The organism is Veillonella tobetsuensis, from assembly GCF_001078375.1.
In the GTDB taxonomy this organism is placed as follows: Bacteria; Bacillota; Negativicutes; order Veillonellales; family Veillonellaceae; genus Veillonella; species Veillonella tobetsuensis.
On the sequence record NZ_BBXI01000016.1, the window covers coordinates 1 to 13,881 of the forward strand.

The following is a 13,881-nucleotide window of genomic DNA, read 5'->3' on the forward strand; positions in this document are numbered from 1 at the left end:
CTACTTTTGAGCAAAAAGAATGGCACCAACCATACATATGATTGGTGCCAAAGAAGGCTCGTAGGGTGAACACCCCAACATTTGACAGAGAGCCTAAAAAACGAGGCCGAATCTTACGATTCGACCTCGTGTGTGCTTGTATAGTAGAGTAACCTATCCCCTATTATTTACCAGGGAAGAATGGCCATACCATTGGGATAATAATTAAGCTTACTACGAAGCAAACTAAGATCAATGGAACGCCGGCTTTTACATAGTCTGTAAATTTGTATTGGCCAGGACCAAGTACTAATGTATTTGGAGGTGTACCTACAGGTGTACCAAATGCACAAGATGCAGCAACGCCGATAGCCATCAATACTGCATGAGGGTCAGCGCCCATACCTTGAGCAATGGAGATACCGATCGGAGCCAATAATGCACAAGATGCAGTGTTAGACATGAATTGAGTCATAACACAAGATAAAATGAACAATACAGCTGTTGCAAAGTAAGGGCTAGGGTCAGAACCCATAACGCCGATTACTGCATTAGCAATCATTTTACCTGCACCAGATTGGTCAAGTGCAGTTGCTACTGGCATCATACCAGCGAATAAGAAGATTGTTACCCAGTCAATGGATGTGTAAGCTTGTTTTTCGTTCAAGCAACCAGTTAATACGCAAAGCATTGCGCCAATAACTGCAACCATGCTCAATGGTAAGTTAATACCATAGCCTTTTAGGAAGTCACCTAAAATCATAGCGATGATTACGCCTAAAAGAATAAGACCAGAGAATAATTGTTTCTTAGGATCGTTAGAAATATCTTCAGCAGCTACCTCTTGTTCAACTTCGCCAGCATCTTGAATTTCATGTTTAGGTAATAAATGTTTACCAATGAGCATCATGAATGCAATAGTAGCAATAGTCAAAGGAATACCGATCCAAGCAAATTCAAAGAAACCAAATGGTTTTTCACCAAATTTAGCCAATGTACCACTTACAATAATGTTTGGAGGTGTACCAACCATTGTAATGATACCACCGATACCTGCAGCAAATGCTAAAGGCATCAATTGACGAGAAGCAGGAATCTTCGCAACAGCACAGATACCTACAACTACTGGAAGTAATGCAGCTGTTGTACCAGTGTTGGACAAGAATGCAGACATAGTTGCCGTAACAACCATGATGGCAAGCATTAAGCCATTTTCGCTAGTACCTGCATGAGATACTACTGTTTCCCCAATTTTTTGAGCTAAACCAGTGTAGAACAATGCAGCACCAACAACGAACATGCCAGCGAACAACACAACTGTACTATCAGATAAACCAGAGAATACAACCTTAGGAGTAATAATCCCCATAAGGCCTAGAGTAATAGCACCGCCTAAAGAAGTAATAGCTAATGGAATAATTTCCGTAACGAATAAAACAGCCATGACTGCAAGGACGATTAAGGTTTGTTCTGCAGTACCCATACATCATCATCTCCCTTCAGAGAAATGCACTGATTATAGTTATATGAGATACACAAGATAGCTTACAATGCTAATAGCACAAGCCATCATAAAAGTTATACCATAACCCTCTTTAGTTTTAGGATAGCCAAAAAATAACGCTTCCCCTAAAAATCCTCGGCGATTAAACCAAGTATATTTAGTTCTACGTTGAAACCATTTAGCTTTTCCTTCATTACCGATAATCAGTGCAGTAATAAAAAATACAATAAATGCCCAAATAAAACAAATCAGTATTTTTAATTCTATAGATACCAAGTGACCACCTCTACTATATCAAAAAGCACTGAAAGGTTATTGTGTGAATTCTTGTATCACCTAATGACCGATCTGACAAAGCATTTATTGCTAATATCCCTCTTTTTTGTATGTTTAAATACTATTAAGAGATTTTTTTATTCACCAATAGGTGTACCGCAAAAGGCACACCTTGGTGAATAAATATTAAATTAATGGCTAGACAACATAGCAAGCATTGTACCTGCTGCTACTGCTGTACCAATAACACCAGCTACGTTCGGACCCATAGCATGCATGAGCAAGAAGTTTGCTGGGTTAGCTTTTGCACCTACTACTTGAGATACACGAGCTGCCATTGGAACCGCGGATACACCAGCAGAACCAATAAGTGGATTAGTTTTACCACCGTCAACCATGCTCATCAACTTACCAAATAATACGCCACCAGCTGTGCCACCGATAAATGCAACCAAACCTAAGCAAATGATAAGGAGCGTTTGTACACTTAAGAAGTGTTCCGCACTCATTGTTAAGCCAGTACCAGTTGCTAAGAAGATAGTAACAGTATTGATCAACGCATTTTGAGATGTATCGGACAAACGATCAGTTACGCCAGATTCACGGAACAAGTTACCTAACATCAACATACCTAAAAGGGATGTAATGGAAGGAAGTAATAAGGAAATGAAGATTGTAGCAACAATTGGGAATACGATTTTTTCAAAACGTGTAACATCACGCAATTGTTCCATAACAATTTCACGTTCTTTTTGAGTAGTGAATAACTTCATTACAGGTGGTTGAATCAACGGTACTAAGGACATATAAGAATATGCAGCAACCGCGATTGCACCTAATAAATGAGGAGCTAGTTTAGTAGCCAAATAAATGGATGTAGGGCCATCAGCACCACCGATGATACCGATAGCAGCTGCTTCTTGAGCTGTAAAGCCAAGCATCATTGCGCCACCTAAAGCAACGAATACGCCGATTTGTGCAGCAGCACCTAAAAGCAATGTTTTAGGGTTCGCAATGAGCGGACCAAAGTCAGTCATTGCACCTACACCTAGAAAAATTAATGGTGGGAAGATTTCTTGGGAGATACCTGCACTAATAAGTGCCATAACGCCTTCTTCAAAACCGTTACGAGGAATGTTAGCAAGTACACAACCAAACGCAATCGGACCCAACAATAATGGTTCAAACTCTCTAGCAAATGCCAAATATAATAGGATTAAACCTACAAGAATCATAATAGCATTGCCCGTTGTAAATGCGAGGAACCCGCTATCGTTTATAACAGATTGAATCGCAACAGCAAAAGCCTCCATATGCGTTCCCCTTTCACAAATATAAAATTGTCATATGACGCGGCGCACCCGCGCCATACTACAATACTTGGTATTAGCCAAGAACAACCATGTCATCGCCAGTGGATACAGTTTGGTTAGCAGATACGCGAACTTCAGAAACTACAGCATCATGTGGAGCTGCGATTTCGTTTTGCATTTTCATAGCTTCAAGAATCAACAAAGTTTCGCCTTTTTTAACTGCTTGGCCAGCAGATACTGCTACAGATAGGATTTTACCAGGCATTGGAGCTTTTACAGTTTCAGCACCTGCTGGAACTGGAGCTGCTGCTGCAGCTGGAGCTGGAGCTGGTGCAGGAGCTGCTTTAGGAGCTGCTGCTGGAGCTGCTGCAGGAGCTGCTGCAGGAGCTGCGCCTTTTACTTCATTAACTTCTACATCATATGCTGTGCCATTTACTGTAACATTGAATTTTTTCATCTTAAATTCCTCCAAAATGTGTATGTCTACACAATACTTACAAATTTTTATTTACACATATTAATCTGATAATCCTATCGATTACCGAATTAAGTGACACTGTTAACGAGTACCACGTACGCGACCTTCCATTTTCCAGTTGTAGCTTACAATTGGACGGATGTGCGCAATTTGATCAGCGGAATAACCCATTGCTGATAATGCACCAACGATAACCGCTACTACATCTTGAGATGGAGCTTTACCGTTAGTTGCTGTAGCATTGTTCATTACAAATGCCTCCTAAAATAATATTAACCTCTACCGCTTAAACGACCTTCTAAGCGCCATTTAGCACTAGTTGCTGTAGGTCGAATAGATGCAATTTGTTCAGATGAGTACCCCATCGCCACAATGGCACCTACGATAGCTGCTACTACTTCATCCTCATTTTGAGCGGATGCACTTGGCGTTGCTACAGGAGCTGCTGCTGGAGCTGCTACAGTTGTACTTGCTTCAGGGGCTTTTTTTTTCTTAGTAGGATCGATCATATGCACGATTTGCATCAATACGCCTAAAAGAATTAGCACCACAAACACAACTGTCATATTAATAGCCATAATTAGCCAAGGATTGGTAGTAACTGCTTGTCCTTCCATAATCATTCCCCTTTCTAAAAAATTAGTAAAGAAAGGTATCTCCCAAATTCGATGATATATTTACCGAATCGAATTATAATGGAATATTACCATGTTTCTTTGGAGCACGGTTTTCACGTTTGCTTGCAAGCATAGCCAATGCATTGATAACTGCTGGACGAGTTTGTTTTGGTTCGATTACAACATCTACGAAGCCACGTTCTGCAGCTTTGTAAGGAGTTGCGAATTCTTCCACGTATTTAGCTGTTTTAGCATCTTTATCTTCATCTTTCTTGAAGATAATGTTAGCTGCACCAGCAGGACCCATTACAGCAATTTCGGATGTAGGCCAAGCGTATACTTGGTCAGCACCTAAGTCTTGGGAACACATTGCGAGGTAGGAACCGCCGTATGCTTTACGAGTGATAACAGTAATTTTAGGTACTGTTGCTTCAGAGTAAGCATACAACATTTTAGCACCATGACGAATGATACCGCCCCATTCTTGATTTGTGCCAGGCAAGAAACCAGGAACGTCAACGAAGTTAACGATTGGAATATTGAAAGCATCACAGAAACGGATGAAACGGGAAGATTTGTCAGATGCATTGATGTCCAAGCAACCAGCCATTACTTTTGGTTGGTTAGCAATGATACCAACGGATTGACCATCAAAACGTGCGAAGCAAGTGATGATGTTTGTAGCATAGAATGGTTGAACTTCATAGTATTCACCATTATCTACTGTAGCAGCGATAACATCTTTCATGTCGTAAGGCATGTTGCTGTTATCAGGTAACAAGCTATTAAGACCTTCGTCTTCACGAGTTGGATCATCACCAGTGTCTACCAATGGAGCGTCTTCCATGTTGTTAGAAGGCAAGAAACCTAACAAGTAACGAATTTGAGCGATACAATCATCTTCATCTTCAGCTGCAAAGTGAGCAACACCGGACACAGAGTTGTGAGCCATTGCACCACCAAGATCTTCAGCTGTTACTTCTTCACCTGTTACAGATTTAATAACTGCAGGACCAGTGATGAACATTTGAGATGTGTTTTTAACCATGTAGATGAAGTCAGTCAATGCTGGAGAATAAACAGCACCACCTGCACAAGGTCCCATGATTACGGAAATTTGTGGAATAACGCCAGATGCATTTGTATTTTCAAAGAAAATTTTACCGTAACCAGCAAGAGCATCTACTGCTTCTTGGATACGCGCACCGCCGGAATCATTGATACCAACGATAGGAGCACCCATTTTCATTGCTAAACGTTGTACTTTAACGATTTTAGCAGCGTGCATTTCACCAAGAGAACCACCTTCTACGGTGAAGTCTTGTGCGAATGCATATACCAAACGACCATCGATAGTACCGTAACCAGTTACTACGCCTTCGCCTGGTAATTCTTTTTTCTCTTGACCGAAGTTAACACAGCGATGTTTAACAAATTGGTCAAGTTCAACAAAAGAGTTGTCATCGAATAATTTCGCCAAACGTTCACGAGCAGTCATTTTGCCTTGAGCATGTTGTTTCTCAACGCGTTTTTCACCGCCACCAGCTTTTACTTTAGCTAGCTTTTCGTGCAACAACTCGATTTTTTCTTGCACTGTTTGCATGTCAGCACCTCCATAAAAAAAACTTGTTACATTATTATTTTATTTCATTCGTTGACAAAGTTCAAGTAAAACGCCACCAGTCGCTTTAGGATGAAGGAATGCAATAGCGGAGCCGCCTGCGCCGTAACGAGGTTTTTCATCAATCATTTTAATACCTTTTGCCATAAGATCAGCAATAGCATTTTCAATATTATCTACACGTAATGCAACGTGTTGGATACCATCACGGCCGCCATTTTTTTCGATGAATTTACCGATAGGGCCATCTGGAGTAGTAGTTTCTAAGAATTCTAATTCAGCATCGCCACATGGGAAGAAGGATACTTTTACTTTTTGTTCTTCTACTACTTCATCTTCTGGAAGATGTTCAATACCTAAAGCATTTTTATAAAATTCTTTAGTTGCTGCTAAGTCATTAACACCAATACCGATGTGATCCACTTGTAATACTTTAAAAGCCATTTCGATTATCTCCTTTTTAAGGCTAAATCTCTAATGCTAAGTAGTCGCCGTCTACTTTAGCACGCTTGTCATTACGCCGTTAACAACTGTATATGGGTCGTTTTCACGCTCATTGACAGCTGCCACTTGGCTATTAAATTCGTCGCTTGTAATGATTTTTTCAGCTACATAACGACCAATTTGTTCATTAATCATTGCGATGATTTCATCACGAGTACGTTCTGCGCGACGAGATTCCAATTCACCAGAATCTTCAAGATACTCAAAATGTTCATCTAAGGCTTCGATGAGTTCATCTACGCCTTGGTCTTTACTAGCAATTGTGCGCTTAATTGGTGGGCGCCATTTTACTTCACGAGAGTCAAGGTCAAGCATCATTTCAATTTCAACATTCAAACGATCGCAACCATCTCGGTCAGCTTTATTGATAGCAAATACATCGCCGATTTCAAGAATACCCGCTTTAATAGCTTGGATATCATCACCGAGACCTGGAACAAGTACAACCAATGTAGTATCTGCATTTTTTACGATATCTACTTCGGATTGACCTACGCCTACAGTTTCAATGATAACTATATCCATGCCAAAGGCATCCATTAATTTAACAACGTCTGCAGTCTTTTTGGATAAACCACCAAGACTACCACGCGTACCCATGCTTCGAATGAAAACATTTTCGTTTAATGTTAAATCATTCATACGAATACGGTCCCCCAAGATAGCGCCACCTGAGAATGGGCTAGTTGGGTCGATGGCAACGATGCCGACTGTTTTACCTTGATCTAAGTAGTGTTTTACTACTTTATCGGTCAAAGTACTTTTACCAGCACCAGGGGCCCCTGTGATACCGAGAATACGTGCACGCCCTGTTTTAGGGTAAATGGCCTTCATTATTTCGATGGCATTATCATACTCATTTTCTACAGCGGTAATGGACCGTGCTAAGGCTAGTCGAGAACCTTCAAAGAGGCCTTTAACTAAATCCATTCGCCTCACCACCTATCTTAGAATATGGGAATAGAGGGGAGTCAGCTATTCCAGTTGAACCCCTCTCATCCTATTAATTATTTTACGTGTTCGTTGATGAATTTTACAATATCACCAGTTGGTGTACCAGGTGTGAATACAGCTGCTACGCCAGCTTCTTTCAAGCCAGGAATATCAGCATCAGGAATAACGCCACCACCGATTACTAATACATCACCCATGCCTTTTTCTTTCAAAAGCTCAACGATTTTAGGGAACAATGTGTTGTGAGCACCGGAAAGAAGGGATAATGCAACTACATTAACGTCTTCAGAAAGAGCTGCTTCAACGATTTGTTCTGGAGTTTGACGAAGACCTGTGTAGATTACTTCGAAACCAGCATCGCGAAGTGCGCGTGCTACTACTTTTGCACCACGGTCATGACCATCAAGACCTGGTTTTGCTACGATTACTCTAATACGTTTTTCTGCCATGATTTATTACCTCCGAAATTAGCCGATATTATAATGTGGAATGAGCTTCATATTCACCGAATACTTCGCGCAATACATTACAAATTTCACCCAAAGTAGCATATGTTTTAACTGCGTCAAGAATTAATGGCATCAAGTTAACGTTTTCGTCAGCTGCACCAACTTTAAGAGCTGCTAATGCTGCATCAACTGCTGCTTGGTCGCGGTTAGCACGAACTGCTTGAGTTTTCTTGGATTGGTTAACACCTACGGAAGCGTCTACGCGAAGCAAGTCTTTTGGAGCTTCTTCTTCAACTTGGAATTTGTTTACGCCAACGATTGTGCGCAAGCCAGATTCTACTTCCATTTGCCATTTGTAAGCGGATTCTTGAATTTCTTTTTGGATGTAGCCTTTTTCGATTGCTACTACAGCGCCGCCCATTTCATCAATTTTCTTGATGTAAGACATAGCTTCGTCATAGATAGCGTTAGTCATAGCTTCTACATAGTAGGAACCACCCAATGGGTCAACTACGTCAGCTAAACCAGATTCGTAAGCCACGATTTGTTGTGTACGAAGAGCTACTTGTACAGATGCTTCTGTAGGAAGAGCCAATGCTTCGTCACGGGAGTTTGTATGTAAGGATTGAGTACCGCCCATTACAGCAGCTGCAGTTTGAAGAGCAACACGAACGATGTTGTTATCAACTTGTTGTGCAGTCAACATGGAACCAGCTGTTTGAGTATGTACACGAAGCATCATGGATTTTGGTTTTTTAGCACCAAAACGTTCTTTCATGATAGTTGCCCATAAGCGACGGGATGCGCGGAATTTAGCAACTTCTTCAAGTACATTGTTATGAGCATTCCAGAAGAAGGAAAGACGACCAGCGAAGGAGTCAACGTCAAGACCAGCTTTCAAAGCTGCTTCTACGTACGCAATACCATCAGCAATTGTAAATGCGATTTCTTGCGCTGCTGTGGAACCTGCTTCACGGATATGGTAACCGGAAATGGAGATTGTATTCCATTTTGGAACATTTTGAGAACAATATTCGAAGATATTAGTGATCAAACGCATGGATGGTTTTGGAGGGAAAATGTAAGTACCACGAGCTGCGTACTCTTTCAAAATATCATTTTGAATTGTACCCATCAATTCTGTGGATGGTACGCCTTGTTTTTCAGCTACTGCGATATACATTGCCAACAAAACGGACGCTGGAGCGTTGATTGTCATGGATGTGGATACTTTGCCAAGGTCGATGCCGTCGAACAAGATTTCCATATCTTTCAAGGAGTCAATCGCTACACCTACTTTACCAACTTCGCCTTCTGCAACAACATCGTCGGAGTCGTAACCAATTTGTGTAGGTAAGTCAAATGCACAGGAAAGACCAGTTGCACCGGACTCGATTAAGTAGCGGTAACGTTTATTGGATTCTTCTGCTGTAGCGAAGCCTGCATACATACGCATAGTCCAGAAACGACCACGGTACATTGTAGGTTGTACGCCACGAGTGTAAGGGAATTCGCCAGGCATTCCCAAATCGCGTTCATAGTCAAAGCCTTCGATATCAACTGGTGTGTACACACGGTTGTATTTCAAGTTTTGACGTTCTGGAGTTTTTGCACTTCTTTCGTCACAAAGTTTGTTATACTCAGCAATTTGGGCTTTTAAGTTTTCGTAAGCCATGTTTTCATCATCCTCCTAAAAAAACAGGTTTATTTTTTCATGCTTCCAGTTTCTGTGAAGCGTTTATGCCAAGAAAGAGCTTCGTCGAGCAACATTGGTGTATGGGCATTTTTAGTTGCAGCGAGTGCCTTTTCGAGGTATTCAGTTAACATAGGTTTGTAGTCTGGGTGAGCACATTTTTCAATGATCAAACGAGCTCTTTCCACTGGGCTCAAACCACGACAGTCAGCAACACCTTGTTCTGTACAGAAAATCATAGTGTCATGTTCTGGGTGATCCACATGAGATACATATGGAACGATAGAACTGATGTCGCCATTTTTAGCAACGGAATTAGTGCAGAAAATAGTGAGATATGCACTACGTGCAAAGTCACCAGAACCGCCAATACCGTTCATCATTTTTGTACCCATAATATGAGTAGAGTTTACATTGCCAAAAATATCAAATTCAATTGCAGTATTCATGGCAATAACGCCAATACGACGTGCGATACCAGGGTTGTTAGAAATTTCTTGCGGACGAAGAATAATTTTCTTACGGTATTCGTCGATATTAGCATAGAAACGTTTTAATCCATCTGGAGAAGGACTTAATGCAGTACCGGAACATACAGTTACTTTACCAGCATCGATCAAGTCGAACATACCATCTTGGATTACTTCTGTGTAAATGGACAAATCTGTGAATGGACCTTTAGCCAAGCCACTGATTACCGCATTTGCTACAGAACCTACACCAGATTGTAATGGAAGCAAGTTTTGAGGTAAACGACCTTCTGCAATTTCTTGTTCGAAGAAGTTGATAAGATGTTGACTCATTGCTTTCGCATCATCATCGATAGGAGCCAATGGTCTAGTTGTATCAGGAACGTCACAAGCAACTACTGCAACAATTTTACTTGGATCACAAGGGATTGCTTCAGTACCAATACGATCACCAGCTGTTTCTAATGGAATTGGTTTACGGAATGGTGGATCAAGTGGTTCATAGATATCATGCATACCAACCAAGGACAATGGTTGAGATACGTTAACTTCTACGATTACCTTTTTAGCCTTGCTAACAAATGTTGGAGAGTTACCAACAGATGTAGTAGGTACTAAGGAGCCATCTTCATTGATTTGACATACTTCAATAATTGCAACGTCTAAATCACCGAAGAAACCATAACGAACATTTTGTGCCATTGTGCTCAAATGCATGTCGATGTATTTAACCGCACCGCTATTTAAAGCTTTACGTGTATCCCCATTAGTTTGATATGGGAAACGACGGTTAATACCATTAGCACGTGTTAACGCACCGTCAGCTTCATCACCTACAGAAGCACCTGTCCATAAATCAATTTTGAATGGTTCTTTTTCCATTCTTTCTGCCAAAGCTAAAGGTACAGCTTTTGCATAACCAGATGGAGTAAAGCCGGAAATACCAACTTTATCATTAGGGTTAATCAATTGAGCTGCTTCAAAAGCTGAGACAATTTTGCCTTGGAGGGCCGCATTTTTAACGCGATCTTTGATGTCTATCATCGTACCATCTCCTTCAAATCACCTTGTTAAACGACAGTTGATCAATTTCTTGGTCTAACTCGTTCCTTAAACCTACTTCATCGTATGCTTTTACAAGTTCATTGTCAACTTATATGCATAAAATGTATTTTTTGTCACATATTTATATGGTATTATGACTAAAAGTCATGGATTTTTCATGTTTCACATAAATTAAATTCACATCGTTATAACCTACAGGAATTATCGATATACTTTTCATATATATTGTAAAAAAAAGGGGCAATCGAGAAACACTATACAGGATATAGAGTTTCTTCGATTTGCCCCACTATGTTCAAACTGACGTCTATGGAATATTGAATTATTAAATCTTGAGGATTTCTGCTTTCAATCGAAAAGTTTCGATGCGTTTTAATTATGATTAATTGTGGTAGATTTTTGCTGTGCTTTCACAAAAGCACCTACCCACCCCATCAATAACCAAAATGTAATCGTTACTTGATGACTATATAACTCAAAATCGGACAATCCACTTACAAGGACCCCTACGGCTAAAGCCCCTACACCGATTGATGCAGCTTTACGGAATACATCCCCTTGCAATCGTATAGATGTAATAACATGTCCTAATAATACAGTTATAAAAGAAATCAATCCTGGTATGCCTATTTCTGCCAACATATTGAGATATAAATTATGTGCATGATACATCAATACATTGGGACCTTGAATATAGTAGTTATAATCAGGATAAACTAAATAGAATGTATTCCATCCAATCCCCCACATAGGATTCTCACGAACAATATACATGGTACTATCCCACAGAGCCCATCGCAGATCAGCAGATGTATCATGACCTTGGAATATAGACCAAAGGCGGGTCGCAATTTCCCCATCATAGAAATAAAGAATAATTGGAACTGCTAAAAGGGATAGTAACAAACGGCGCTCCACAAAGATGCCCCAATATATCACCATAGCACCAAAACTAATCCAGATGCCCCGTGAATAGGTTAATAGCAAGGTAACAAATAATATAAGAGCTACAGGTATCATCATATAAATCTGTTTCTTATAGGCTTTCGATAAGATTTTATTTGTTAACCCTTTCCAATATACCAATAAATAACTAATACTAACACTGAGGATCATCAATAGATAAGCACCTAGTAGATTTGGATTCATCAATGTCGACGACATGCGGCGCATCAATTTTGGAAATTGGGTGGCATCTACCCATTCATTAATATGCTGATTGGGAACAAAAATATATTCATAAACCCCAATAAAACATACAAGAATCGCAGTACCTAATACGCATTGAAGAAAATAGCGCCATTGTTTTGGTGTGCTAATATACGTCCGAACTAGATAGTATATACCACCACCTGCTATAATTTGATAAAACCAGCTCGTCAAAGCCCATTGAGCATTATCAGATAATGCAGCAGATACACCAGTCCATAGGACAAAAAACATAACCGTCCAAGACAACCAACCTGTAGGCAAGCTAAGATTGCGCCGCCTTACTAAATCAATAAAAGCAATTCCTATGGCAAGCCATAAGAGTACATCCCCCACCATTGGTTGCAAAGGCATAGCAATAACTACACCATAAATAAGCCGTTCAATGTAAAACTTTAATTTCGTTTCTGTTGGAAATAATGAGTGTTCCATAATAATTACCTAGTGGCTCAGGCGGTCTTGTAACCAAGCACGAGCTTCGCCAAGAATATATAATGATCCACATACAACAATGTTATCTCCAGCTTGAGTTGACCGTAAGGCTAACTCTAGAGCATCGCTTACGGACTCTTCCGTTTGGGCCACAACTTGTTTAACACATTGACGGACATTTTCCACCAACTGTTCTGGTATTTCCGTACGAGGTGTAGGCGCTGCCACAGCAATAACCGTATCCTTCGGTTTTACAACCTCACGGATAATACCATTTTCGTCTTTATCCGACAAAATAGCCATTACAATTGTTTTTAGTTTATCTTCAAACAATTCTTGATAAGTTATGTTAAAAGATTCTGCGCCCGCAACATTATGAGCTCCATCAAAAATAAATGTTCTATCCAAGGCTTTTTTGATTTCAAAGCGACCAGCCCAAGTAGCACGAGCAAAGCCTTCACGCATTGTTTCTTCGCTAATAGCATCATCCTGTTCCATTACAAGACGAACTGCCTGTAGGGCACATGCTAAATTAACAGACTGATGAACACCAGCCATTGTTGTAAACAACATAGCCGGTGCCGCATCGACTGCACTGATGGTCATAATCTGACCACCCGGCACTACACTGCGACTATCAATGCCAAACTTTCTATTGAAGATATATAATGGCGCATGCTTGTCCTTCGCGGCCTCTTCGATAACACCTAATGGTCCACCTTGTGCAGCAGTTACAATAGGAACGCCCTCTTTAATAATCCCCGCCTTATGTTTAGCAATCTCTTCAACCGTATCACCACAATAGGCTTGATGATCTAGTGTAACATTGGTTATAACGGAAACTATCGGTTTCACAATATTAGTTGAATCAAGCAATCCGCCTAAGCCAGCTTCAACAACAGCATAGTCCACACCTTGTTCTTTAAAAAACAAGAATGCTGCTGCTGTTAATATTTCAAATTGTGTAGGTGGCTCTACGCCATCAGCAATAATTTGTTCTACACCTTGGCAAACACGATTGATTAATTCACCAAACGCATCCTTGCTGATTTGTACATCATTGATTTCTATACGCTCTGTATAAGATTCAAGGTGAGGCGATGTAAATCGCCCCACCCGTAATCCACTGGTAAATAGAGCATACGAAATATATGTTGTTACGGAACCTTTTCCATTAGTTCCCGTAACATGAATGATTTTATAATCTCGTTCAGGATTCCCTAACGCTTGCATTAATGCTTGAATGCGCTCCAACCCTGGTTTGATACCAAAGGATGAAGCATCTTCTAAATACGCTAAGGCTTCTTCGTATGTCAT

The 13,881-nt window shown here is 40.4% G+C and carries 14 protein-coding genes; all 14 read right to left on the bottom strand.

Features of this window, described 5'->3' with window-relative positions; all coding sequences use genetic code 11:
• Nucleotides 1–163: 163 nt before the first annotated feature.
• The 14 genes from VEI_RS06480 to VEI_RS06540 all read right to left on the bottom strand — a co-directional run bounded on the left by VEI_RS06480 (nucleotide 164) and on the right by VEI_RS06540 (nucleotide 13,881).
• On the bottom strand, nucleotides 164–1,462 hold the full coding sequence (locus tag VEI_RS06480; RefSeq protein WP_059363486.1) for an SLC13 family permease: 1,299 nt from the start codon (nucleotides 1,460–1,462) through the stop codon (nucleotides 164–166).
• Between the two features lie 39 nt (nucleotides 1,463–1,501).
• Entirely contained in the window at nucleotides 1,502–1,759 is a 258-nt protein-coding gene (locus tag VEI_RS06485) for a hypothetical protein (RefSeq protein WP_059363488.1), read from the bottom strand.
• A gap of 191 nt (nucleotides 1,760–1,950) precedes the next feature.
• Nucleotides 1,951–3,072 carry a methylmalonyl-CoA decarboxylase subunit beta gene (gene mmdB / locus VEI_RS06490; protein WP_059363489.1) on the bottom strand — a complete coding sequence of 374 codons (1,122 nt, stop codon included), beginning with the start codon at nucleotides 3,070–3,072 and terminating at the stop codon, nucleotides 1,951–1,953.
• A gap of 73 nt (nucleotides 3,073–3,145) precedes the next feature.
• Nucleotides 3,146–3,529: a methylmalonyl-CoA decarboxylase subunit gamma gene (mmdC, locus tag VEI_RS06495; protein WP_059363491.1), complete on the bottom strand. Its 384-nt coding sequence runs from the start codon at nucleotides 3,527–3,529 to the stop codon at nucleotides 3,146–3,148.
• A gap of 102 nt (nucleotides 3,530–3,631) precedes the next feature.
• Nucleotides 3,632–3,799, bottom strand: coding sequence for a methylmalonyl-CoA decarboxylase subunit epsilon (gene mmdE, locus VEI_RS10380; RefSeq protein WP_162837719.1), 168 nt, complete (start codon nucleotides 3,797–3,799; stop codon nucleotides 3,632–3,634).
• Between the two features lie 23 nt (nucleotides 3,800–3,822).
• A complete protein-coding gene (gene mmdD / locus VEI_RS06500; RefSeq protein ID WP_059363493.1) occupies nucleotides 3,823–4,167 on the bottom strand; it encodes a methylmalonyl-CoA decarboxylase subunit delta in 345 nt (114 codons plus the stop codon).
• Between the two features lie 73 nt (nucleotides 4,168–4,240).
• The gene (gene mmdA, locus VEI_RS06505; protein ID WP_059363494.1) at nucleotides 4,241–5,770 is read right to left on the bottom strand and encodes a methylmalonyl-CoA decarboxylase subunit alpha; all 1,530 of its coding nucleotides are present in this window, start codon (nucleotides 5,768–5,770) and stop codon (nucleotides 4,241–4,243) included.
• A 39-nt stretch (nucleotides 5,771–5,809) separates the two neighbouring features.
• On the bottom strand, nucleotides 5,810–6,232 hold the full coding sequence (mce, locus tag VEI_RS06510) for a methylmalonyl-CoA epimerase (protein ID WP_059363496.1): 423 nt from the start codon (nucleotides 6,230–6,232) through the stop codon (nucleotides 5,810–5,812).
• A gap of 51 nt (nucleotides 6,233–6,283) precedes the next feature.
• The gene (gene meaB, locus VEI_RS06515) at nucleotides 6,284–7,222 is read right to left on the bottom strand and encodes a methylmalonyl Co-A mutase-associated GTPase MeaB (RefSeq protein ID WP_059363498.1); all 939 of its coding nucleotides are present in this window, start codon (nucleotides 7,220–7,222) and stop codon (nucleotides 6,284–6,286) included.
• A 77-nt stretch (nucleotides 7,223–7,299) separates the two neighbouring features.
• Nucleotides 7,300–7,695, bottom strand: a complete 396-nt coding sequence (locus VEI_RS06520) for a cobalamin B12-binding domain-containing protein (RefSeq protein ID WP_059363500.1) — start codon at nucleotides 7,693–7,695, stop codon at nucleotides 7,300–7,302.
• 28 nt (nucleotides 7,696–7,723) lie between these two features.
• Entirely contained in the window at nucleotides 7,724–9,370 is a 1,647-nt protein-coding gene (locus VEI_RS06525) for an acyl-CoA mutase large subunit family protein (protein WP_059363502.1), read from the bottom strand.
• A gap of 29 nt (nucleotides 9,371–9,399) precedes the next feature.
• Nucleotides 9,400–10,902 (bottom strand): acetyl-CoA hydrolase/transferase family protein, encoded by a 1,503-nt coding sequence (locus tag VEI_RS06530; RefSeq protein ID WP_059363505.1) that lies wholly within the window; start codon nucleotides 10,900–10,902, stop codon nucleotides 9,400–9,402.
• Nucleotides 10,903–11,295: 393 nt separating this feature from the next.
• Nucleotides 11,296–12,564 carry an O-antigen ligase family protein gene (locus VEI_RS06535; protein ID WP_059363507.1) on the bottom strand — a complete coding sequence of 423 codons (1,269 nt, stop codon included), beginning with the start codon at nucleotides 12,562–12,564 and terminating at the stop codon, nucleotides 11,296–11,298.
• A 9-nt stretch (nucleotides 12,565–12,573) separates the two neighbouring features.
• Nucleotides 12,574–13,881 carry a bifunctional folylpolyglutamate synthase/dihydrofolate synthase gene (locus VEI_RS06540; RefSeq protein WP_059363509.1) on the bottom strand — a complete coding sequence of 436 codons (1,308 nt, stop codon included), beginning with the start codon at nucleotides 13,879–13,881 and terminating at the stop codon, nucleotides 12,574–12,576.